Annotated in this window: 21 protein-coding genes and 1 pseudogene; 8 read left to right on the top strand and 14 right to left on the bottom strand. The window is 65.1% G+C overall.

Annotated features, from left to right (window positions below; translation table 11 throughout):
* Positions 1-176: 176 nt before the first annotated feature.
* The 3 genes from H0B43_RS40195 to H0B43_RS40185 all read right to left on the bottom strand — a co-directional run bounded on the left by H0B43_RS40195 (position 177) and on the right by H0B43_RS40185 (position 3,554).
* Positions 177-713: a hypothetical protein gene (locus H0B43_RS40195; RefSeq protein WP_185730623.1), complete on the bottom strand. Its 537-nt coding sequence runs from the start codon at positions 711-713 to the stop codon at positions 177-179.
* Between the two features lie 350 nt (positions 714-1,063).
* Entirely contained in the window at positions 1,064-2,638 is a 1,575-nt protein-coding gene (locus tag H0B43_RS40190; RefSeq protein WP_185730570.1) for a serine/threonine-protein kinase, read from the bottom strand.
* Positions 2,639-3,023: 385 nt separating this feature from the next.
* Positions 3,024-3,554 (bottom strand): MmpS family transport accessory protein, encoded by a 531-nt coding sequence (locus tag H0B43_RS40185; protein WP_185730569.1) that lies wholly within the window; start codon positions 3,552-3,554, stop codon positions 3,024-3,026.
* A 532-nt stretch (positions 3,555-4,086) separates the two neighbouring features.
* Here H0B43_RS40185 and H0B43_RS40180 point away from each other — a divergent pair.
* The 3 genes from H0B43_RS40180 to H0B43_RS42365 all read left to right on the top strand — a co-directional run bounded on the left by H0B43_RS40180 (position 4,087) and on the right by H0B43_RS42365 (position 6,372).
* Positions 4,087-4,722: a serine/threonine protein kinase gene (locus tag H0B43_RS40180; protein ID WP_235214975.1), complete on the top strand. Its 636-nt coding sequence runs from the start codon at positions 4,087-4,089 to the stop codon at positions 4,720-4,722.
* Between the two features lie 7 nt (positions 4,723-4,729).
* Positions 4,730-5,617 (top strand): class A beta-lactamase-related serine hydrolase, encoded by an 888-nt coding sequence (locus H0B43_RS40175; RefSeq protein WP_252190392.1) that lies wholly within the window; start codon positions 4,730-4,732, stop codon positions 5,615-5,617.
* A 191-nt stretch (positions 5,618-5,808) separates the two neighbouring features.
* Positions 5,809-6,372 carry a hypothetical protein gene (locus H0B43_RS42365; protein WP_252190391.1) on the top strand — a complete coding sequence of 188 codons (564 nt, stop codon included), beginning with the start codon at positions 5,809-5,811 and terminating at the stop codon, positions 6,370-6,372.
* Between the two features lie 208 nt (positions 6,373-6,580).
* Here the strand turns inward: H0B43_RS42365 and H0B43_RS42360 are convergent, their stop codons facing one another.
* Positions 6,581-7,555 carry a hypothetical protein gene (locus H0B43_RS42360; protein WP_252190390.1) on the bottom strand — a complete coding sequence of 325 codons (975 nt, stop codon included), beginning with the start codon at positions 7,553-7,555 and terminating at the stop codon, positions 6,581-6,583.
* A 130-nt stretch (positions 7,556-7,685) separates the two neighbouring features.
* On the opposite strand from H0B43_RS42360, the gene H0B43_RS40160 reads away from it, so the two are divergent.
* Both H0B43_RS40160 and H0B43_RS40155 read left to right on the top strand, forming a co-directional pair.
* Positions 7,686-8,429 (top strand): helix-turn-helix domain-containing protein, encoded by a 744-nt coding sequence (locus H0B43_RS40160; RefSeq protein ID WP_185730568.1) that lies wholly within the window; start codon positions 7,686-7,688, stop codon positions 8,427-8,429.
* Positions 8,423-9,130 (top strand): RES family NAD+ phosphorylase, encoded by a 708-nt coding sequence (locus H0B43_RS40155; RefSeq protein ID WP_252190389.1) that lies wholly within the window; start codon positions 8,423-8,425, stop codon positions 9,128-9,130. Before H0B43_RS40160 ends, H0B43_RS40155 begins: the two co-directional genes overlap by 7 nt.
* Positions 9,131-9,478: 348 nt before the next feature.
* On the opposite strand, the gene H0B43_RS40150 is transcribed toward H0B43_RS40155, so the two are convergent.
* The 4 genes from H0B43_RS40150 to H0B43_RS40130 all read right to left on the bottom strand — a co-directional run bounded on the left by H0B43_RS40150 (position 9,479) and on the right by H0B43_RS40130 (position 12,655).
* A complete protein-coding gene (locus tag H0B43_RS40150) occupies positions 9,479-10,180 on the bottom strand; it encodes a hypothetical protein (RefSeq protein WP_185730567.1) in 702 nt (233 codons plus the stop codon).
* A 256-nt stretch (positions 10,181-10,436) separates the two neighbouring features.
* Positions 10,437-11,618 carry a histone-like nucleoid-structuring protein Lsr2 gene (locus H0B43_RS40145; RefSeq protein ID WP_252190989.1) on the bottom strand — a complete coding sequence of 394 codons (1,182 nt, stop codon included), beginning with the start codon at positions 11,616-11,618 and terminating at the stop codon, positions 10,437-10,439.
* 10 nt (positions 11,619-11,628) lie between these two features.
* The gene (locus H0B43_RS40140) at positions 11,629-11,952 is read right to left on the bottom strand and encodes a hypothetical protein (protein WP_185730565.1); all 324 of its coding nucleotides are present in this window, start codon (positions 11,950-11,952) and stop codon (positions 11,629-11,631) included.
* A 532-nt stretch (positions 11,953-12,484) separates the two neighbouring features.
* A complete protein-coding gene (locus H0B43_RS40130) occupies positions 12,485-12,655 on the bottom strand; it encodes a hypothetical protein (protein WP_185730564.1) in 171 nt (56 codons plus the stop codon).
* Between the two features lie 215 nt (positions 12,656-12,870).
* Between H0B43_RS40130 and H0B43_RS42355 the strand changes: the two are divergent.
* Positions 12,871-13,366: pseudogene (locus H0B43_RS42355) on the top strand (N-formylglutamate amidohydrolase).
* A 1-nt stretch (position 13,367) separates the two neighbouring features.
* Here the strand turns inward: H0B43_RS42355 and H0B43_RS40120 are convergent.
* From H0B43_RS40120 to H0B43_RS40095, 5 genes are all read right to left on the bottom strand, one after another.
* On the bottom strand, positions 13,368-13,520 hold the full coding sequence (locus tag H0B43_RS40120) for a hypothetical protein (RefSeq protein WP_185730622.1): 153 nt from the start codon (positions 13,518-13,520) through the stop codon (positions 13,368-13,370).
* A 914-nt stretch (positions 13,521-14,434) separates the two neighbouring features.
* Positions 14,435-15,097, bottom strand: coding sequence for a GntR family transcriptional regulator (locus H0B43_RS40110; protein WP_185730562.1), 663 nt, complete (start codon positions 15,095-15,097; stop codon positions 14,435-14,437).
* Positions 15,098-15,260: 163 nt separating this feature from the next.
* Entirely contained in the window at positions 15,261-15,845 is a 585-nt protein-coding gene (locus tag H0B43_RS40105; protein ID WP_397517535.1) for a GTP-binding protein, read from the bottom strand.
* A 29-nt stretch (positions 15,846-15,874) separates the two neighbouring features.
* A complete protein-coding gene (locus H0B43_RS40100; protein ID WP_185730560.1) occupies positions 15,875-16,273 on the bottom strand; it encodes a roadblock/LC7 domain-containing protein in 399 nt (132 codons plus the stop codon).
* Positions 16,270-18,303 (bottom strand): ATP-binding protein, encoded by a 2,034-nt coding sequence (locus H0B43_RS40095; RefSeq protein WP_312034149.1) that lies wholly within the window; start codon positions 18,301-18,303, stop codon positions 16,270-16,272. Before H0B43_RS40095 ends, H0B43_RS40100 begins: the two co-directional genes overlap by 4 nt.
* 1,091 nt (positions 18,304-19,394) lie before the next feature.
* On the opposite strand from H0B43_RS40095, the gene H0B43_RS40090 reads away from it, so the two are divergent.
* Together H0B43_RS40090 and H0B43_RS40085 are read left to right on the top strand one after the other, a co-directional pair.
* Positions 19,395-19,808 (top strand): limonene-1,2-epoxide hydrolase family protein, encoded by a 414-nt coding sequence (locus H0B43_RS40090; RefSeq protein ID WP_185730558.1) that lies wholly within the window; start codon positions 19,395-19,397, stop codon positions 19,806-19,808.
* A 157-nt stretch (positions 19,809-19,965) separates the two neighbouring features.
* Positions 19,966-21,066, top strand: coding sequence for a cobalamin-independent methionine synthase II family protein (locus H0B43_RS40085; protein ID WP_185730557.1), 1,101 nt, complete (start codon positions 19,966-19,968; stop codon positions 21,064-21,066).
* Positions 21,067-21,176: 110 nt separating this feature from the next.
* On the opposite strand, the gene folE is transcribed toward H0B43_RS40085, so the two are convergent.
* Entirely contained in the window at positions 21,177-21,743 is a 567-nt protein-coding gene (gene folE, locus H0B43_RS40080; protein ID WP_080512524.1) for a GTP cyclohydrolase I FolE, read from the bottom strand.
* Positions 21,744-21,750 lie beyond the last annotated feature (7 nt).

Raw genomic sequence — 21,750 nt, 5'->3', positions numbered from 1 at the left:
CAAAGCGCCCCCTGCTCAACTCCACCTCGATACTCGACGTTATCCACGCCCAGCCAGGAGAGGTCCTCGAGCCGACACGCGTTGCGGTGGGAAGTCCGTCCGAATGGCTCTTGGACGATCAGGCCAGTGCGCTACGCAGGCTCCTCGCAGGATTGGACCCGTCTCACTGCGGGATCTCAGGAGATCGGCGCAGGGCACTGCCCGGTCTGCGCGCCGATCGAGTTGATCTCTGCGTTCGAACGAGGATCGCCCGCATAGTTGATCTGGTTTGTGCATCGATCGTCGGGTACCGCGTTCGGGTCGGGAATGGTGGCACCGGACGGGTATCGGCAGACAGTCCCGTCACACACCGGCGTATTCGCGTCGACTTCGTTCTGCAGAACTTCGTCGTGGACGGATTGGCAGTAGTCGGAGTATCCGGTGACAGTGCCGTCCGACCAGTAGGTCTCGATGGGGCCGAGCCCGATCTGACAGTCGAGGATGTAGGGCTCCTCGACAACTGGCGCTTCGACCGATTCCGTCTCGAGGGCGGGTGTGGGCGCGAGTGTCGCTTGTAGTGGTAACGGAGGCGGGGGTTCGACGGTCGTTGCGCTGGCGACGGTACTGGTGTTCGGGCTGGTCGGCTGCGGTGAGTCGGAGACCTCGTTGGGGGCGCAGCCGGCGAGCGCAGCGCAGAGGAACGCGACCCCCGCCAGGCGGAGGGTGAGTGGCATGTCAGGTATGTCGCCGCCGCGTCCTGAACCGTTACCGTTCACCTAACCGCAGCGGTCAGTCTCCGATCGATCTCTCGACCTTTGCGGTAGTCCGAAATTGTTGTGTAACAACATAGATTCCGGAGTTTCGACACCAGCCACATGACCGTGCCTTCGCTCGCCGGACCGCGCATCGGACCGCACCCGGTCGGCCACAAGACTCTGCCGGGCTTCGAGCGCGGCGCCCGGTTCTGAGGTGAAACCCACTCGCCGGGCGACGGACAACGTCAACGAGTCACGTGATGGGTTGCCTTCGTAATGAGCTCTATACGCCCATTATTGTTGCCGTACAGCATCATTAATCATTCCTCTTACGGGCACGGGATTATGAAAGTGGGATCGGTATTGAGGTCGAGCCACTTGCCGTACGCATCCTCACCTAGCGTTCGCACAAGGGTGCACACCGCCTCTGTTGATTTTCCTGCTGCTTTGTACACCGCGTAGATCGGATTGCCCTCGTCCGTCGCTTGCCGCAGGGAGGGACACGCTTGATCTGTGCGTAGGTAGGAGGAGCCCGGGTGTGCGACGAGGAACCGTTGGACGTCCTCGGCGTATTGGCCCGGTGTAATCGCCGACCCCACTACGACGATGCCGGTGCCGTCGCAGCGCGGTTGGGCGATGGGGATCGACAGGCCGAGGTCGCCGGGGCGCGCCGCCACCGGTGACGGTGGGGTGGGCGCGGGTACCGGGGTTTCGGCGCTTGGAGCGGTGGGTGCTGGACGGCTCTCGACGGGTGGGAGTGCCGGCGCCGGTAGGGCGGCGGTTGTGGTGCTGGCGCCGGGGGCCGGCGATGCCTCGCTGGAGGTGCCTTGGTTCACGGCCAGCCAGGCGACGACACCGCCCACGGCGAGCAGACCGACGATGAGCAGCGTCAGCAGTATCGGCACGAGATGCGAGGGTTTCGGTTGGTGCGGGGGCCACGGGTGTTGTGGTACCGCGTGTTCGCGGTCCGGCGGTGCCGGGCCGAAGGTGGTTGGCTCGATGATCGGTGGTGCGGTGGCCGGTCGTAGCGTGGTCTCCGCGATCGTGTGGGCGGTGTGGCGGTCGTGGTGGGTGAGTGCGGATTGTGCGGCGCTCGCGAACTGTCCGGCGGAGTCGTAGCGGTCCGCGGGATCCTTGGCCATGCCGCGCGCGATTACTGCGTCGAACCCCACCGGGATGGTCCGCATGGTGGTGCTGACGCGCGGTGCGGGGGATGTGAGGTGAGCCTTGATCAGACCGCTGATCGTGCTGGCTTGGTAGGGTTTGGCGCCGGTCAATGACTCGTACAGCACGCACGCCAGCGAGTAGATATCGGATTTGCCGGTCACCGGCGCGTCGTCGAACCGTTCGGGCGCCATGTAGGCGTAGGTGCCGATGATGCTGCCGGCGGTGGTCAATTGGGTGGCCAAGGCGTCGCTGGCGATACCGAAGTCGACCAGGTAGGCGAACTCGTTGTCCTGGTCGCCGGTGATCAGGATGTTTTCCGGTTTGACGTCGCGGTGGACCAGTCCGGCGCCGTGCGCGGCGTCGAGTGCCGCGCCGATCTGTAGGACGATCCGCACCGCCCGTGCCGGCGGCAGCGGACCGCCCCTGCTCAGCAGGGTACGCAGATCGGATCCTTCGACGAGCCGCATGTCGATGTACAGCAGACCGTCGATCTCACCCCAATCATGAATCGGGATGACGTGCGGTTCCTGCAGCCGTGCAGCCGCGTGCGCTTCCCGGCGGGAACGTGCCGGATAGCCGGGATTCTTCGCGAACTCCCCAGGCAGGAGCTTCAGGGCCACGGTGCGGCCCTTGATCGTGTCGTATGCCCGATAGACCTCGCCCATACCACCTCTGGCGATCAACGCCTGTAGTTGGTAGGGGCCGAACCTCTCGCCGGCCCGCGATCTGTCGACCATGCCGTACTCCCCCTTTGCGCACCGCCGGCGACGACGCCAGAGCATTCGTATTGTTGGTGATCCAGCGACCAAGTATGCGCGATCGTCCACGGCCGGCGCGTGGGTCGAGGCTTGCTCCCTTGCCGAAGCGTGACGCCATCGGTGATGGCGCCACGCTTGGGAACGCGGGACTTGCCGCGTGCGCGACCGCGGTGAGCGAGTTCTATTCCTCCCGAGCCCGACCTAGCGCGAACCCGGCTGGCGAGCATCGACTCGACCGCTTACTGCGCCGGAGGTGTTTCGACGCCCACGCGTCAGAATTGGAGCTGGGGGTGTTCGGCTGCAGTTCCTGAAAATGGGTGAGGTCGACCGGATTACGCGGTTGCACAGAAGAACTGGCGGGCGGCTAGTTGCCGCCGAGGTCCCCCTGGATGCACGACGCTGTCGCCCCCACACCGGAAGAGGTGTTCTCTGTGACGACGGCACCGTCAACCAGGATCCGGCAGGTGATCGTGCCACTGTCCTCAAAGCCGTTTGACGCGGTCAGGCTGGCTGTCTTGATGATTCCCGTGACGGTTACTTCCTTCGTCCACGGCAGCGCAATGCCGGATTCCTGCGCCATGTTCATGTCGGCCGACGTGTAGGTGACGATCGCGCCCTGGCCCTCGCCGGTCACTTCGTACGTGACAGCGACCTCTTTCTTCGACTCCTCGTCCACGCTGTTGATCGCCCCACCGACCAGTGCGGTGCATCCGGCGACTCCGGCGATGAACACGACCACGATCGCGAGGAGGATCCACGGCCACTTCGTCCGCTTCTTCGGCGGCTGAGCGGGCGGGTACCCGTACTGGTTCGGGTACGGCTGTCCCGGCTGCTGCGGATACGGTTGCTGGCCGTACGGCTGCTGAGGCGGTCCAGGAGGCGGAGGCTGCGTCATGACGTGCGAATCCTTTGCTGGAAGTAGTGACCCCGAGGGTTCGCTGAGAGATCGCTGATACCGCCCGGTCCGATACTACGAGGTATGCGTACCGAAGCGAAACGGTCGTGCCGCTTGCACCGACCAGCGCCGGACCCGCCGTGATGTCGGAGAGGACGACGAGTCGACGTCACCGCATGACGAGGTCTCGTACCGAATGCTGCGCAGAAGTCGATTCGACCGTGAGACCGCATGCCAGATATCTGCACCCCGAAGATACAGTCGAATGACCGACAGAGCATTCCGGTCAATCGTGATATGAACCATCGGTGATGAGACGACAAGAGCCGCAATAGTTTCCCCGGGTTCTCGTTCGCGGAGCGGCGACCCGGAACCATCTGTGGTCGCCGAATCTGTAACGAATTGCCCGTTCAAATCGCTGGAGAAGTAGGCGTCAGTCGACGCCAGCTGTATTCCCTCGCCTGTTTTGTACCACCCCTGCCCACGACTGCCCTACGCGTTCACGGCACCCAGCACCCCAAGGAATTACCTGATGAGCTCCCCTCAGCCGCCGCGACCGTGGGATACCGATCCGCAGCACACCCAGCCGATCTACTCGCAGCCTGGGTACGAGCCCGAGCACCCTGCGCCGCCGGCGCCCAACGTTCCTCCCCCGCCGACCTACGTGACTCCGCATCCGATGTACCTGCCCCCGCCGCCGCAGCCACCCCGATCGTTGGCGTGGATGTGGGTGCTACTGGTTGCTCTCACCCTCGGACTGCTGGGGATCATCGGCTACATCTGGGTGTGGCCGATGATCGTCAACGACGCCGCGAACCAGGCCGGCGACGGAACCCACACCGTGGTCATCACCTCCCCCGCACCGCAGGTCCCCGGTCCGGCACCGGCACAGGGCGGCGGCAGTGAAGTCGTCCCGTCGTACTCCACCCGCTGCGCGAGCGTCTTCCCCAGCACGGAGTTCCCGAGTTCGGCGGTCGGCAGCAACGTCACCTCCTGCGAGTTCTCCGAAGAGGTTCGGTTCGAGTACGTCAGTCAACCGCAGCGCGGCGGCACCGTCACGGTCAACGCGACCAGCCCGGTCACCGGCCAGACCTACACGATGAGCTGCTCAGGGTCGAAGGTGGTGACCTGCACCGGCGGGAACAACGCGGTGGTCTATGTGTTCTAGCCGGGTTTTGTCTGCGCTGGCTGCGGCGGCGGTCGCCGCCGCAGCGCTGTCGGCGTGCACCATTCCACCACGCTCCGGTGACGCGGGAACGGGTCCCGGCAAGACGATCACCCAGATCGTGGTCGTCCCGCCGGAGAGCACCACGCCCCTCGTCCCGGCGGCGCCCCCAGCCGCGGCCGGCCAGGGTCCACTGGCCGGATTCGACACCCTCGCCGCCCAGCTCGGCGGCGACTCCGGAATCGCCCTTGCCCCCGTCGGAGGCGGCCAATCGATCGTGGCCGGCACCCTTCAATCCGGGCCCGCGTGGTCGACGATCAAAGTCCCACTAGCCATCGCAGCACTGACCGCACCCGGGGGAAGCGGACAACTCACCTCCGTGGCCCAGGCCATCACCGCATCCGACAACGCCGCCGCCGAACAGCTCTGGGACTCGCTCGGCGATCCCCCGGTCGCCGCCACCCAGGTGCAAGCGGTGCTGCAGCAGTTCGGGGACCCGGCCACCGTCGTCGAATCACGCAAAACCCGTCCCGAGTACAGCGCCTTCGGGCAGACAGGATGGTCACTGGCCGCGCAAACACAATTCGCCTCATTTCTGCCGTGCCACACCGAAGCCGCACAAGTCCTCGGGTACATGGACGACGTCGAAGCCGACCAGCGGTGGGGTCTGGGCACCCTGCCCACCACTTCCTTCAAAGGCGGTTGGGGACCCGACGAACAAGGCCGCTACCTCGTCCGTCAGTTCGGCATCATCTCCACCGGCAGCGGGCAACTCGCCGTGGCCATCGCGGCGGAAGCGCCCTCGGGATCCTTCAACGATGCGGCAGCGATGCTCACCCAGATCGCTCAATGGATCGGCACCCGCGTCTCCACGGTGACCTCGGGCGCCTCCTGCTGAACCATCCCCGGCGGGCGGTCGCCATCGCTTCTCGGCTTTTCGGCCCGTGTGGTGCTGCGCCCGGTGGGGGTACTCCGTTGGAGCGAACCTGCAACGTCGCCGGGGATAGGGGCGATAGACAGGACGAGAGCGGTATCAGGGCGCCAGCGGCTCCCCCATATTGTGCGATGATCAACTGAACGAGAACACCGATGAATCTCAGGCACTTCTTTTTCGCGACCGTGTCGATCAGCGCTCTTGCCCTGACGGCGTGCGGCACCGAGGACACCGCACCCCAGACACCTGAGCCGGCGCCGTCGTCTCTTGCCTCGTCACCGGCCCCACCGCCGCCCTCGCCGGCGAGTGAACCGGTGGCGGTGCCGCCACCGCCACCGGTCACCTTCGAGTGCGGTGGCCTCTCCGTCTACCAATCCGGCACCGCCCTGTACTCGGACGGAACCGTGGGCTACGAAGCGGAATGTGACACCTACGTTCCTCCGGCCGAGCCGGTCCTGCAGTACTGCGATTACGGGGGCGTGGCGGTCTACGCCGACGGATCCTCCTCGACGACGGATCCGGCATGTGCCAGCACGGTGGATCCGGGTAGCGGTGCGTCCGGCTATCCCTACGATCCCTCCCAGGACCGCAATGGTGATGGGGTCGTCAACGGGTACGAACGATGCGGTCTCGCTTGTGGGGAAGACCCGACCAGTGGGGAGATCCAGCTGCAGTACGGGTGCGAACAGGGGTATATCACCGGCCCCGAGTGCAATTGACCAGCAGAACGTTCACCGGCTGATCGCGGACCCCGGACCACCGTGGGAACAAGCTCAGCCTGCTCAGCCGTGCATGAGAAAGTTCCGCCGATGCCGGGCAACCGTTTTGGGTCGAGTGGACCCGGCGACGCGTGGTTCCCGCACTCGGGGACCTGCAGGTGGGCACACCCGCAGGCAACATCGTCGGCCGACACCAATACACCCAACGTCAATACACATAGACGACCGCGTTGTTGCCTCCGCTGCAGGTCACCACCCGGACTCCGCCGCAGCCCATCGGGTACCGCTGTCCGGTGACCGGGCTATCGGCCTCGATCGTCACGGGTCGTCCACGCTGCGGTTGATTCAGGTACTGGCGCCGAACCTCTTCGGCGAATCCACACGAGGTGACGGCGGTACCGACAGCCGAGGACGTGAATTCGGCGGCGGTGAACAGCGGCGGGCACGGCCGGGCACTGGACGGCAGCGCCTCGACCGGTTCCACTTCTGGCAACCCTGGATTCAGGGTGACCCGCAGTGAGGTCGGGGCGGTTTCCGTCGAACTAGCCGAGCGTTCAGCGCGATCGGCCTCCACGAGTCGAGGACCAATCGCGATGTACCCGATCAGACCCAGCACCGCGATCGCCAAGACGCCGACCAACACCCACATCCACCCCGGTGGGCCACCGGGGCTCGGGATTGCCGGCTGCGGGGACGGCTGTGGCCCCCGAACGGTGCGCTGCCCGATCTGAACCGCCGCGATTGCCGCGGTGACGCAGAGCGCCAGCGACCCGAGGGTCACCATCCACAAGCCCCATCCGACCCGGGCACCGATCGGCTCACCGAACAGCTCACCGCGCATCGAGGTCACGGCGAAGATGTCCACGATCGCCACCACGAGACAGAGCACGCCGACGACCGGCGCGACCCACCGGAGTCCGTACCGGGACCGGCCCCACCCCCACAACGTGAAGATCGCCGCGGCCCCGACCAACCCGAGAATCAGGGTGAAGATGCCGTCCCCATCGATCCCGCTGGTCCCGAAACCGAGGAAACTCGCCCACGGCCCGAAACTGCCGATGACGATGCCCACACTCGAGGCGGCCGCCGCAACCAGAGCCGCCAGGTGACCAGAGATGCCGCTTACCGGAGGTGAGACAACGTAGGACTGGGGAGGGCCCGGGTACGGCTGCGGTGACGACATAATCAAACTCCAAATGTGTGACTCACGTCACATATCGGCATCCAGGCCCTAGCGTTACCGCACCCTGTACCCAAGGCCGCGCTTCCCGCGTATCCCGCATTAGCCGTACAATGGGGCGAGGAGGTACACCATGCCCGGGACACGTCGACACACACCGCACACCACCCCGTATGTGCGGGCACCGCGACATCTCGCCGGTCGCCGCCACCGCGCCGGCGGCTGGAAGGTGACCGTCGCCGAGGACGGCGGCGCCCTCGCGTGGTCGCGGGTCACCGAACTCACCATCACCACCCCGACACCGCGAACACCGGCACGGATCGTTCAGACCAAGGTGGAGGCACTCGAGATCGCCGCGCAGATCCTGCGGGAAGAGCAGTCCGCCCCGAACACCCCCACCGGTTCCTTGCCGGTGCCCGCCCCCGGCCGTCACCTCGCAAGCGTCCCCGACGACGACTGGGGTCCGGCACCGACCCCGGCGCAGACCGCGACACTGGAGGAGGAGAACCTGCAGTTGCAGGTCGATCAGCGGCGCGAGCAACTCGCCGCCTCGTTCACCCGCACCCAGGTCGCGGACATTCTCGGCGTCTCTAGGCAGACGGTGTCCGACATGGCCGCCGACGGGCGGCTCATCGGGCTCAAGGACGGGCGGGAGTGGCGGTTCCCGACCTGGCAGTTCACCCCGGACCGGGCCGACCCGGTCCTGCCCGACCTCGACCGCCTCACCCGCGCGTTCCCCGGCGGTGAAGTCAGCCTCTCGCGGTGGATGAGCCGCCCCAACACCACCTTCGCCGGCCGCACCCCCGCTCAAGAGATGGCCCGCGACAGCGCCCACGTCATCACCGTCGCGACCGGCCTGACCGCCGCCGGATGGTAAAGCCCCTCCCCGCCCCGGTACGACCCTTGCCCTCGGCGGATCATCGCTGGACCTGGACACCCACCGCCCCCACCACCACGTCGTCGTGGTTCCGGATCTACCACCAGGATCGGTTCACCCCGAACGGGATCACCTTCCGTCGATTCGGGCCACTCGCCCGCTTCGACCACCACACCCCCACCCCACCGGCGATGGACCCGGCGGGGCGTGCGGTGTTGTACCTGGCCGTCGACCTCGCCACCAGCGCCTGCGAAGTCTTCGGTGAGGCCGGGGTCGCCGCCCTGTGCCCGCACTGGCGGATCACCCAGGCCCAGCCGGTCCGCGACATCGTCACCTACGACCTCACCACCCCCGGAGCAGCACTGGCGATCGGAGCGCTCCCCGCCCTCGCCGCCGGCAACGAACACCGCGGCCTCACCCAACAATGGGCGAGGGCGATCTACGAAGACCAACCCGCCGCAACGAAAGTCGACGGCATCCGCTACCGCACCGCCTACAACGACGACCACGCCCTCGCCCTCTGGGACTGCGACAACGCCATCACCACCGCACGCGACCGCACCGGACAACTATTGGACCTCCCCCTGACACACCCCCGCATCCACCCGCGGCTCCTCGCCGCACTCGTTCCCCGCCACATCGCCGTGACCCACACCGACGAAACCCACTGCCCCAACTGCCAACGCGCCGCCGCACCCTAACCGTCGGCACCGGCGGCGCCGCCACGATCGCACACGCAGGTCGGCGAGTTCGGTGAGTTCCGCGACCGCGCGCGGCGCGAGGTCGCGGACGTCGCCCCGCGTCCGCGCGAAGTCGTGCCCCTGGGTGCAGATCTCGATGACAACCCGGTCGCCCCCCGGGGCCGGCGGGAAACCCATCCACGAATGGCTCGAGGTACGGCCGTTCCTGACCGAACCGCAACCTTCACCGAATAACTCTCGAGGGGAGCCAGGCACGCTCTGGTCCGTCACTCCGAGGATGCTCGCCGTTCCTCGGCCGCCGCGGAGACGACGTCGCGGGCGGTCGAGGACGCGATGAGACAGGCGCGGTCACCCAGTGCCGGTACCTGCGGCCGGAGCCCGGTCCCGGGTCAGCATCCGAGCCAGGGCCACCGTTGCCGTCAAGACGGCGGCCACCACCGTGATGACGCACACGAACGTCGCAGGCACAGTGGAATACCCGAACAGCCCAGCGGCGCCCACACCGGCGGCCGTCGCCGCCAGCGCACCGACCGGAAGCAACACCGCCAGCATCCGCACCGTTCCCGCGCGCCGATCATCACCCGACCCGGCCAACACCCACCACACACCCAGCAGTGCGCACCCGTACGCCAGCACCGCGCTGCCGGCGTAGAGCACCAACACCACAGCCCACTCCACGGCGATGCCCACGGTGGCCGTGAACACGGCATATAGCAACACCAGCATCGGCGACAACCCCACGGTGATACCAGCCAGGGCCGCGGCGACGGTCCGGCCGAGCAAAAAGGTGCGCCGACGGCGGCGTTCGTCCGCACTCGCCGCGTCCCGCACCACCCGCCACCCGGACAGCCACAGCACCATCCCGCAACCGGCCCCGGCCATCGCGGCGCCGACGAGGACGACCACCGCCACAACCGATGGATCAGTCAACCCCGGCTGCAACGACGTCGCCACCATGTACGGCCGCGACGTAAACGCGGCGAACACCACCACCGCCACCACCCCGACGACCAAACCACAACCGGCGAAGATCCCGCTCTGTCTCCCCACCCGCCCATCGTGTCACCGAAAGGTGCTCAGAGACCGGCAACCGCGGCCACCGGCGGTTCCCCAACGCACATATGCGGCCTTCCCGATCCACAAAGCCGCGCGGGAATCGTCACGTCAGGTCCACCGAGATACCTCGCACCCATCCCCTGCAATGCCGCGACGGCGGACAACCTCCGACCGCCCAGGTCACGGTCCCCACAGGCTCGTAGCCTTCGCGGCAGAATGGCCACGCTGTACATCAGGGCCATGTTGCAAGTCACGCGACCGGCATCGCGGCCTGAGCATCATGGAATGCTCGCTCGATCTCGACCGAAATCCGGCCGCGGGAGGACACCTCATGACCCGCCCCGATCGCCCACTCACGAATCTCCCTCGAAGACTTCTTCGCCGGAGCCCTACTCACCACTTCCCTCTTCACCGGCGCCTCCGCCGCGACCAACTTCTTCACGGCCGTCTTCTCCGAAGTTACCTTTGACGCGACTGCTTCCTTCCCGGCCTTCGTCGTCGCGGCCGTCTTTGTTGCGGCCGTCTTCTCGGCCGTCTTCTCCGCCGGAGCCTTGCCCGCCGCTACCCTCTTGACCGGAGCCGCCACCGCAGCCGTCTTCTTTGCGGCCGTCTTCTTGGCAGCTGTCGTCTTTGCGGCCGTCTTCTTTACCGGCGCCGGTTTGACCTGCGCCCTCTTCGCCTGAGCGTCGTGGAAGGCTTGCTCGATCTCGGCCGAAATCCGGCCGCGGGACGACACCTCGCGGCCATCCGCGATCGCCCACGCACGAATCTCCTTGTTCGTCGTCTTTATCGGAGCCCTACCCTCCACTCCCCTCTTCACCGGCACCTTCGCCGCGACCGGCTTCTTCACGGCCGCCTTCTTCCCGGCCGGCTTCTCCGCAGCCGCCTTCGTCGCGCCTATCTTTTTCTCCGCCGGAGCTTTGCTCGCCGCTGCCCTCTTGACCGGAGCTGCCGCGGCGGTCCTCTTGGCGGCTGGCTTCTTCGCTGCCGTCTTCTTTACCGGCGCCGGTTTGACCTGAGCCTTCTGCATCTGAGCGTCGTCGAAGGCTTGCTCGATCTCGGCCGGGATCCGCCCGCGGGAGGACACTTCCAAGCCCTCCCCGATCGCCCACTCGCGAATCTCCTTGGTCGTTTTCTGCGCTGGGGCCTTGCTCGCCGCTCTCTTCGCGGGGGCCTTTTCCTCGACTACCTTTTTTGCGGGCCGCTTCTTCGCAGCCGTCGTCTCCGCGATTGTTCTCTTCACAGCCGTCTTCTTTGCCGCCGCCGGTTTGACCTGAGCCTTCTTCGCCTGAGCGTCATGAAAGGCTTGCTCGATCTCGGCCGAAATCCGGCCGCGGGAGGACACCTTAAAGCCCGCCCCGATCGCCCACTCACGAATCTCCTTGGTCGTCTTCTTCGCCGATTCTTCGGAACCCCTCGGTGATACCGCCATACTGTTCTCCTTATTGGTCATTGTTCTGCTTATTCGTCCGGGCAATCGTCGAACGCACACAGTAGCGGCCTTTCGGCCCTCTCACCGCCAGCGGATCGAAACGGCGACCAATCACACGCGGGCCGCACTGATTTCCGAGGACCTGCGCCGTCACGCTTTCGCCCGGCAGGACAAACACAGAGCACCGTCTGTCGACGGTGCCGAGGACTGCAGGACTATGGTGGCCAACCAGGCCTGGCATTTCCTGATTCATCGCGTGAATAACAAGTTCGAATATGGTTGCGCTGCAATCGGTCCGTCGATTAGCGGTCAACGCGGCGGAGCGTTCGGGCATGCACCGAAGTCTCGGGACTTCCCATGACGGGAAACGCAGCCCGGCACAGAATAACGGTGGGAAAGTGTTCGAGCCGCCATCACGGCCGCGAGGAGCCCAAGCGGAAGCAACACCTATTTACCATACTTTCCCAACGGATCTACGATCCCATTACGGGTTATGAACCTGCGTTATGGCAGCGGTGGGGTTGTCGAGAACACCAAATCGGCATCCGTCCGCACCTTCACATCAACCCCGAGCTGAAAGGCGAACAGCTCGGCCGTTCCCTGCCGGGCGCCGGTCACCTCCACCGTCGTCGTCGTGTCGGTCGGGCTGTTCGCTCCGCGAGTCGATGAAGTCATGGTGTGTGCCGGCGACCGAGGCGGGGCCGAGTCCTTTCCTTCGTCAAGGGGTGTGGCGCAGACCGGCTGTCACCGGAAGCGAATTCATGCCACGCCGTCGATAACTCCGTCGCGGGCGGCAGCAGCTCGGCCCCCGTTACGAGCCACCCGAAACATCCGTGCCCGATGCCCGGACTCTGCACGGATAGAAATCAGTTCCGATCCCACGGCGACCGTTCGAGGCTGTTGCGCTCATCGAGAACCTGGTCGACGGCCATGGTCGGGATGCGGAAGTCGTTGCCCTCCGACGCCCGGAGGCGGTCGCGTACGTAGGTGAGCATGGCGAGTACACGCTCGAGGTCTGCTGCGGTTCGGTTGCTCACGGTCTCATCCTGCCCTGGGGTGTGCGGTGCTCCGGACTGTGCCGCCCGGTGACGTCGAGACGAAGGCTGGCGGTGCGGCACGCGTGCCACTACTTCCTTCAGGGGGACAAGTCGTTTCTGCTGTTCAGCGGAATATCCAGCCGGTCCGGACGTGGGCGGTGCGTACTCCTGTCGCCCTGTCGGCCGGGGCGCCGCGGCCCCGTACCCGTGCCCTCATGTCCGCAAGCACCGAAAACCCCAGCGCCGACCAAACGCTGCCGTCTCTGGCCACCGTCGACATCTCAGCAGATCCGCACCTCATCACAGTGGCGGCGCGCACCGGAACGGACATCGAGCTGCGGATCCACACCTCCATCGCGACGTTCGATCTCGCGGCTGAGGAGTGGTTTCCGGCCGTGGCCGGGTACGTGGTCACGGTCCTCGTGCACACCCTCGACGCCGAGACTGGTCGGCCACGGTATCTCCCCGCCCGCCGAGCCCGCCGAGTGGGCGCGCGCGATCTTCTCGACCGCGAACGCCTCGCACGGATACTTCCTCGGCGCCGTCGACCCGGACACCGGCGGCCACCGAGACGGGCAGCTCACCTACCGCCTCTACCTCGACACCGACCGGCAGGCGATTCCCGTGCCACGACAGGTGCTCACCTGCCCGCACTATCTCCTCTCTGGCATCGACGGCAGAGAGCAGATCACCATTCCCACGACCACGTGAGCTACCCGGCGCTTACGCGGCCCCCATGGCAGAATTTGCCCGGCTGACCGATGCGGCACAGCAGCGCGCGCCCGGTCAGGAGGTGGGCGAATGCCGACAGGTCCGCCAGCCCGCCGTCGATGTCGAACATCACCACCCGCTCGCTGCCGCTCACCAGCCCGACCCTAGCCACGTCGACGGCAGAGGTCCCGGCGCCACGCCCACCGCCGCGGATTCTAAGTTGGGCGCACCCCGTGGTCACTAGAGAGTCATAGAGAGCGCAACAACGGTGTTTCACGCACCACCAGCTCACACCCCTGGAGCACCTCCAAAGAGTGCACGGCCCACGAGGAAGGTACGTCGATGCGCGGCTGGGGAAGGTGGCGTGTGCTCCATTTTGGGTGCGGCCGATACAGTCGGGTGGATGATGGAATCAATCCGCGCCCAGCGGACGGGCCTGGTCGGGCAGACCTGTGGTGGACTCCGACAGCCCTGACTCCGCCTCCGGTGGCGATCAGGCCGACGATCTCCTCACCCGGGCTGTGGCCGAGGCCCTCGTGGCGGACATGTCTTGGGCTCAAATCGCCGCGCAGCTCGGCGTCCCACCCCCACCGGACCCGACCATGCCGCGGTGACCGACCAGGAATGGCAGGAAGCCATAGTCGCCCAGGAAAATGCCCGGGCGGCCCGGCTCAACGACCAGACCTGGGCCCGGCGTTCTTCAAGCGAGACACCGTGAGGGCCATCGGAGAGCTACTGCCAGCGCCGACACCATGCCAATCGTCGACTCCTGGAGTGCCCGACCGTCACGCTCGAGCCTTACCGGCGCGAAACAAGACTGACGCGACCGGTGAGGCGTGACGCACACCGAACTGCCGGTGTTACACGACGCCTCCGCAACGGCACGGTGCCGGCGACTGGAGGAAATCACACAAAGCGGACCGGGAACTCGCACTCCGCCCGACCTAAACCCAAGAGTCCACGACGGAGCGTGGCGACCGTCGGTAGTCTCGGTTGTGGTCGCGGAGGGTTGTTGGCAGTCCAGGTAGTGGCGGGCCGAGGAATTTCACTCGGTGAGCGGGGTGAACTTCAGCAGAAGTGCCCGCGGGCCGACGACAGATGGTGTCGCATCGCCGCCGCGGCGGCCTCCGGGTTGTGGGTGACGATCGCGGCGAGGATGGCCTCGTGTTCCCTGACGGAGTCGGTCCGCGGCTTCTCGCGGTCCGCGTCGCGGTACTGCTGCATGACGAGCGGGTAGAGCAGGCTGTCGACGAACCTGGTGAGCGTGGACTGCCGCGCCGCGCGTTTGACCTGTTCGTGGAACCTGCGGTTGAGGTTCCAGTATTCCTCGCGCCCGCCCGGTTTCTGCCAGTCCCACATGCGCTTACAGGTTTCGGTCATCGCGGCGATGTCCGCATCGGTGGCGCGTTCGGCGGCCTTCGCCGCCAGCGCCGCCTCCAGCACCGCGCGGGTCTCCAGTATCTCGATCGCCTCGTCCACCGAGAACGAGCGGGTGCGGGCGCTGCGGTTCGCCTCGGCGGTGACATAGCCCTCCTGCGCGAGGCGCGCGAGCACCGAACGGATCGTCCCACGTGAAACCTGGAGCTGCGTGGTCAGCTTCGATTCAGTGAGGCGTGAGTCCGGTTCATATTGACCGGAGAGAATCAAGGCACGCAGATCGTGGTACGCCTGCGACGTCCGGTTGGCACCCGAATCCGGGCTGTCGTTGCCCGGGCCCGTAGCTAGCACCATGGTGTGTCACCTCGAGAAGTCGTGGATCCGAGGGGCGACGCGTCACGCCCAACCGGTCTCGTCTGCCTGCAGCGGGCCGGCAGTGTCGGACACGGCAAAGTTGTCTGGTCACTGCTTCGCGCAGTCGAGAGCATCGTCGTGGTCGTACGCAGCGACCGGTGCTTCACCACCTCGCGGAACCGCTTGTTTGTAGCGCGTGCGCTGCGAGCTCTACGAGGGCGTTCTTGACCGACAGTCGGTCGCGGGCGTCAACGTACGTGATCGGGACGTGGGCGGAGACTGCCAGGGCACTGCGGATGGCCTCTGCCGGATACTGCGGCGCGCCGGCGAATTCGTTGACAGCGATGAGGAACGATAGCTCCCTGGATTCGAAATAGTCGACAGCGGCGAAACTTTCGTCAAACCTTCGGGTGTCAATCAGTACGATTGCGCCGATCGCCCCCTGCACAAGGTCGTCCCACATGAACCAAAATCGCTGTTGGCCTGGAGTCCCGAAGAGGTAGAGGATCAGGTCGTCGGCGAGGGTAAGTCGACCGAAATCCATCGCGACGGTGGTTGACACTTTGTGCGGTATCACCGTGGTGTTGTCCACGTCGGTGCTGGCGTCGGTGACCATCGCTTCGGTGCGGAGCGGAACGATCTCTGACACCGACCCGACGAGGGTGGTCTTCCCGACGCCAAACCCGCCTGCGATCACGATTTTTGCCGAGGCGGCACGATTGGTCGAGGTGGGTCGCGAAAGCTGAATTGAGGTGGTCGCAGGACGTCTCGGCTCGGTCATGAGCGTGTGACCGAGCGAGGCAGCGCCGCGATCTCGGTGCCGACGCGTTCGACCAGGACCGCCATTTCGTATCCGACTTGTCCGATGTCGCATTCAGATGTTGTCAGTGCAGCCAACTGTGAGCCGTCTCCGACACTCATCAGCAGCAGATACCCGTGGTGCATTTCCACGACTGACTGCAGCACCCCGCCCCCTTCGAACAGTGTTGATACTCCGGTGGAGAGGCTCGCGAGTCCCGACGTTACAGCGGCGAGTTGTTCGGCCCGATCGAGCGGCAGGTGTGCGCTCGCTGCCATCAGCAGACCGTCCGCCGAAACCAGCACGGCGTGCGTGACTCGGGGAACGTCACTGACGAAATTAGACACCAGCCAATCCAATGTCCCGCGATCGGTCATCTTTCCTCCTGATTTTCATGATGGACCGGGTGCCTACTGTGTGGAGTTGTGTTCGCCCTGCCTGCTCGAACACCCTTCTGGTGCCGACTGAGGTTCGCCCGGATAGCGTCGGGTGTTCGACCTCGTATGCGCGAGCCGTCTGGTCCGCGGACTCCGCCGGGTACCAGGCGCTGTCCAGGAACACGTTGCGGTAGTCCGTTGGGTCCGACACCGCCCGCAGCGCTGTTGGTGGCCCGGTAGGCCGCTGCCCATCCGGCGTCCGCCTCGGTCGTCCATCGCTTTTCCGGGTGCCGGTTGATGCTCGTCGGATCGGTGAGCCACACGGGAGCGATGCTGGCGAAGATCGGAGGGTGCGTTGTCGGGTCGCCGACGGAGGCGTCGGGCAGTGCCCGGGTTCTGAAGAACGTGGCTGTCCGGGTGGGGTCGAGCAGATGCCTGGGAGACGTGTCTGTTGAGGGTGGAGCGTTGTTCGATACCGGTTCGTCCGGTGCTGGAGCGGTGGCGATTCTCGACGCGCCAGGTCGGCGCTGGGGAAGGACCCCGGGGATCGGCCTGCCCTCATCAGCGGACCCCTGGCGGGTATGCGTGGTGCGTTCGTACTTTGTGGACTCTGTTGTCCCGATTTTCGTCTGATAGTTGGCTCTGTGGTCGTCTCGTTTTGACTGGATGGGTCGATCGTGAGCGTATTCAAGCTCCGCACTGACAATGACTTCTTGGGGAGCGGTGAAGATTTCGGCAGGGATATGCACCGTTGCGGTCACTCCCGCGTTACGGGAGCGGTCGAGCGTTGGGGTGAGAGTTACGGATATGCGGTGTCGGGCGGCGAGTTCGCTGACGACGAACAGGCCCATGCGGCGGGCGGTGTCAGCAGTGACCTCGGGGGTGGAGGCGATCCGGTGGTTGAGTTCGTCGAGATCGTCGGGCGAAATGCCGATTCCGTGGTCGATGATGTCAAGTACGAGGGCACCGTCGCGGGTGCGACCGCATCTGGTTGCTACGGCGCTGTCGGGTGGAGAGAAGTGCAGTGCGTTGTCAAGTAGTTCGGCGAGGATGTGTACGAGGTCCCGCCCGCCCGGACCGGTTAGGGTGACCGGTGGTACCGAACCGATATGTACGCGCTGGTAGTTCTCCACCTCTGAAATTGATGCTCGTAGGGCGTCGCCGAGCTGGATGGGCCCCGGACGGCTACGCCGGTTGTCGGTGCCGGCAAGGATCAGCAGGTTGTCACCGTTGCGGCGCATTCGTGTGGCGAGGTGGTCGAGCCGGAACAGGTTGTCGAGGCGCTTGGGGTCGCGTTCTTCGAACTCGAGTTGTTCGATCATGTCCAGTTGCAGGTCGATCAGCGAGCGGCTGCGTCGTGCCAGTGTTTCGAAGACGTTGTTCATCTGCAGGCGCAGCTGGGCCTGCTGGCCTGCCAGACGGAGTGCCTGGCTGTGCATGTCGTCAATGGCGCGAGCGACTTGGCCGATTTCTTCGTGAGTCGGGACGTCGATAGGGTTGACCGCGGGGATGGTCGTATCGGTCCCGGTCCGGAGACATTCGACCGCGGCGGGCAAGCTTGTGTGCGCCACGTCGAGGGCGCCGTTTCGCAGACGGCGCAGGGGCGAGAGCAGCGAATTCGCAACTACTATGGCAAGCAGGATCGCGGCGAGCAGGAGTGCCGCGACGATCACCGAGTCGCGCCATGCTCCGGCGCGGAGGATCTCCGATTTCCTCGCCACGGCGTCCGCCAACTCGTCGGACGTCTTGGCAACTGCCGTCGAATAGTCATCGATGCTGACGAAAAGGGAATCCTTCAGCCCAGCCAAGGCCCGTGCGGTTTTGTCCGGCCGCAGAAGATCCGCTTGGAGTCCGATCCGGTCATTCACTCGCACACGCAGAGCCGTCACGGCCGGATCGTCCGTTGGATAGCGCTGGGCAAGCTGGTCGATCAGGGCGGACTCGGTCCGCAGATCGGCGAGTAGTTCGGCGCTTTCACCTTCCAGTGTGGCGCTGGACTCGCCGGCGAGGACCGCGGACGCGGCCACCACGGACAGCCCTTCCGCGGATAGCAGTTTTTGGGCTGCCCAGAGGTCTTCGAGACGTCTGGTTTCGAGTGCGACGGCGGGATCGGCGATCGGCTCTGTGATTGCTGAGACCGCGCCGGACAGTGCCGCCCGGATGGACGCGAGTTGCTCGATGAGCGCCGGGGTTGTCGCTCGGCCCCGTTTCGCCTGGGCGCTCAACGCTTGCGCATCAGCGAGGGCGGTCCCGACATTCGTGATCGAGTCGGCGGGGACCGCCGGGGAGACGCGGTCCACCGCTGCAATGGATCGGTCCAGCTTGTCGATCAACTCCGGTGTGATCGAGCGTTGCGCGAGTGTGCCCGTCACGACGGCAGCATCAGCGTCCAGTTCGACCAACAGCGGGATAATCGTCAACCGGTCCGCGATTGTCGCGAAATCGTCGGCTGCACTCAAGCTCTCGTGCACACGTATGGCTCCCAGACCGACCGCTACCATCAGCGGAACAGCCACCACCGTCGCCATTTTCCACCGCAGTGGCCACCCTCCGAGTCGCCACCCGGGTCGATGGCGGGCAGGGTACCGAGGGGCGTCCACCGGGGCGGGTGTGGTCGTCATCGTGAACCTCTCGGAAGGGCCATTGGTAGCACCGACGCGAATGGCACTGTTACAGGGACCGATGGGCGCTCGTTTGCGGCATTGTGGATGTGGCGACACTGGCTTCGCCTTCCGTCACGGCAGCATAGCAATACACCGCCCTATGTTTTCTATAGCTCCAATCATGCTGATTATCAGCATGCAAGGTCCTGCTCGGCGCCTTCCACAGTGTCCAACGATGTCGAGAGTGTTTGTCCACCAGACACTCTGCGTCATATGACGTAGTCGGTTCGAGACAATCTTTCTGGTCGCCGTCCGCCATTAGGACGGTGCTCTGCAGCGGTAGGGGCCCTACCGTGAGTTCCATTACGGAAGTTGTCGAGCGTGAGGATTCGCGGAGCTGCGGGGCCGATGTCGAAAGAACACTGATGAGACAGGCCAGCTTTTGCCCTGGGGATACCTCTGGCGTTCACCGTTGTAGGCCACCAAATTTCAGGACTCGATTTCCACGAAGGAAGATCATGCCTCATACAGGTAACACCTCCGAAGAAGCTGTCGCACAGTACTTCTCTTCACTTGGCCCGACTGCCAAGCAATTCTGGGCCTCGTTCGACAAGTACTTCGACGAACAGACGGTATGGGAAAACGTAGGCCTCGCGCGGACGGTGGGCAGGGACGAAGCGGTGGCGTTCGCCCGCGCATTCCCTGTTCCCTTTGACCACATGCGCGTCGAGGACGTCTTGATGTCCTCCTCCGGCAACAAGGTGTTGACCGAACGCGTCGATCACTTCTGTACCGCGGACGGAACGCCTCTTTTGACCATTCGGGTGGCCGGTGTGCTCGAAATCGCGGACGGCCGCCTCATTCATTGGCGGGACTACTTCGACACGGCGGAACTTCAAGCGGATCTCGAGAAGTTGCAGACCCACGGATAGCAATAGCTGACAATGTGATCGGCGTGGTTCTACATCCAATGACATAGACGCACGGATACATCCCGCCGCTCACCGCCGGCCGTAGGGTCGATGCCCGCGAACGCCGTCGCGCTATACCGTCATGTAATCACGCACACACTGCCATCGTGAGGAATGTATGCCATCGCAACCGATCAGGGCCGAAGTTGTGGGCTCGCTGCTGAGGCCACCGCCTCTTGTCCGCGCCCGCCGGTCCCGGGCCGACGGGCAACTATCGGCGACCGCGTTCAAGGTCATCGAGGATCGCGCAGTCGACATCGCCATCGCGGCACAAGAGGCTGCGGGCATGGACGTGATAACGGACGGGGAACTGCGTCGCGGCATCTTCACCGGGCCATTGACTGAAAATGTTGACGGCCTGGAGTACGTTCCCGGCGTGACCCGCACGTGGTATACCCCGGATGGCCCCGTCGAAGAGGAACTTCCCGTTGTGGTCACTGGGCGCCTGCGGCTTCGTCGATCGGCGGTGACCGAGGAATTCGCCTACGCACGGGCGCGCGCCAGAACGTCCCTCAAGGTGACATTGCCCAGTCCCTTGATGATGTTGCTGCGGTGGTCCCCGAACCATTCGACGTCCGCCTACCGGGATGCCTTCGACATGGTTGCGGACGCGGCAGCAATCATTCGCGAGGAAGTTCGTGAACTGGCTGCACTGGGTTGTACGTATATTCACATTGATGCTCCGGAGATCGCCACGCTTGTCCAGCGGGAGACCCGCGATTGGTATGAGCGCCAGGATATTTCGATTGATCGAATCCTGACGGAGGGGCTCGATCTGTTGAACTCTGTCACTGACGTGCCTGGAGTCGAATTTGGCATCCACCTGTGTCGCGGTAATCGGAATGGCCGATGGATGGCCGCCGGCGGATACGATTTTGTGTCAGCGGCTCTGTTCACTCGCTGCGATGGTTTCGACCGCTTCCTGCTCGAGTATGACGACGATCGTTCCGGCACCTTCGAGCCTTTATCTCACACTCCCTCAGGCAAGGTGGTTGTCCTTGGGCTCGTTTCGACGAAGACGGCGATTGTCGAGAGCGAAGACCTGATCCTCGATCGCTTACGCGAGGCAGCGAAGTTCGTCGCTCCGGAGCAACTTGCTCTCTCGACCCAGTGCGGTTTCGCCTCAATGGTCGAGTCACATCCGGACCTAACAACGGATATTCAGACAGCGAAGCTCGACCTGGTACGCACGGCGGCCTCGACGTTTTGGAACGACTGATTCCGCCGGTGTCGTCGAGGGTTCTACCGGCCATTCGTGATGACCCGTAATGATCGACAGTGGGTGTGCTCGCCGTCGCTGAGACGGCACACCGCTGCGACGGGTCTCGATCAATTGCGCAGGATCAGGGCGAGTGCCTCCGATCGCGACGCGGCACTGGACTGCAGCGTTCCCCGCACTGCCGACGTGGTCGTACTCGCCCCCGGTTTGCGGATACCGCGCATCGCCATGCACAGGTGCTCGGCCTCGATCACGACAATGGCGCCTCGCGGGTTGAGTTTGCGCATGACGGCGTCGGCGACCTGGCTGGTGAGTCGTTCTTGCACCTGAGGGCGCTTCGCGTAGAGGTCGACAACGCGGGCGATTTTCGACAGTCCGGTGACCTTTCCGGTAGAGCCCGGGATGTAGCCGACGTGCGCGACTCCGTGGAACGACACCAGATGGTGCTCACACGTGGAGTACAACGGGATATCCCGCACGAGGACGAGTTCGCGATGGCCCTCGTCGAAGGTCGTGCCCAGGACTTCGGCCGGGTCGGTGTAGAGGCCGGCAAACACCTCGCGGTATGAGCGTGCGACTCGGGCCGGCGTGTCGATCAGTCCGGGGCGGTCGGGGTCCTCGCCGATGGCGAGCAACAGTTCGCGGACCGCTGCCTCGGCGCGGGGCTGGTCGAACATGTGGCCC

The sequence above is a fragment of the Rhodococcus sp. 4CII genome (assembly GCF_014256275.1).
GTDB classification, from domain to species: domain Bacteria; phylum Actinomycetota; class Actinomycetes; order Mycobacteriales; family Mycobacteriaceae; genus Rhodococcus_F; species Rhodococcus_F wratislaviensis_A.
This window is presented reverse-complemented; position numbering and strand designations above follow the sequence as displayed.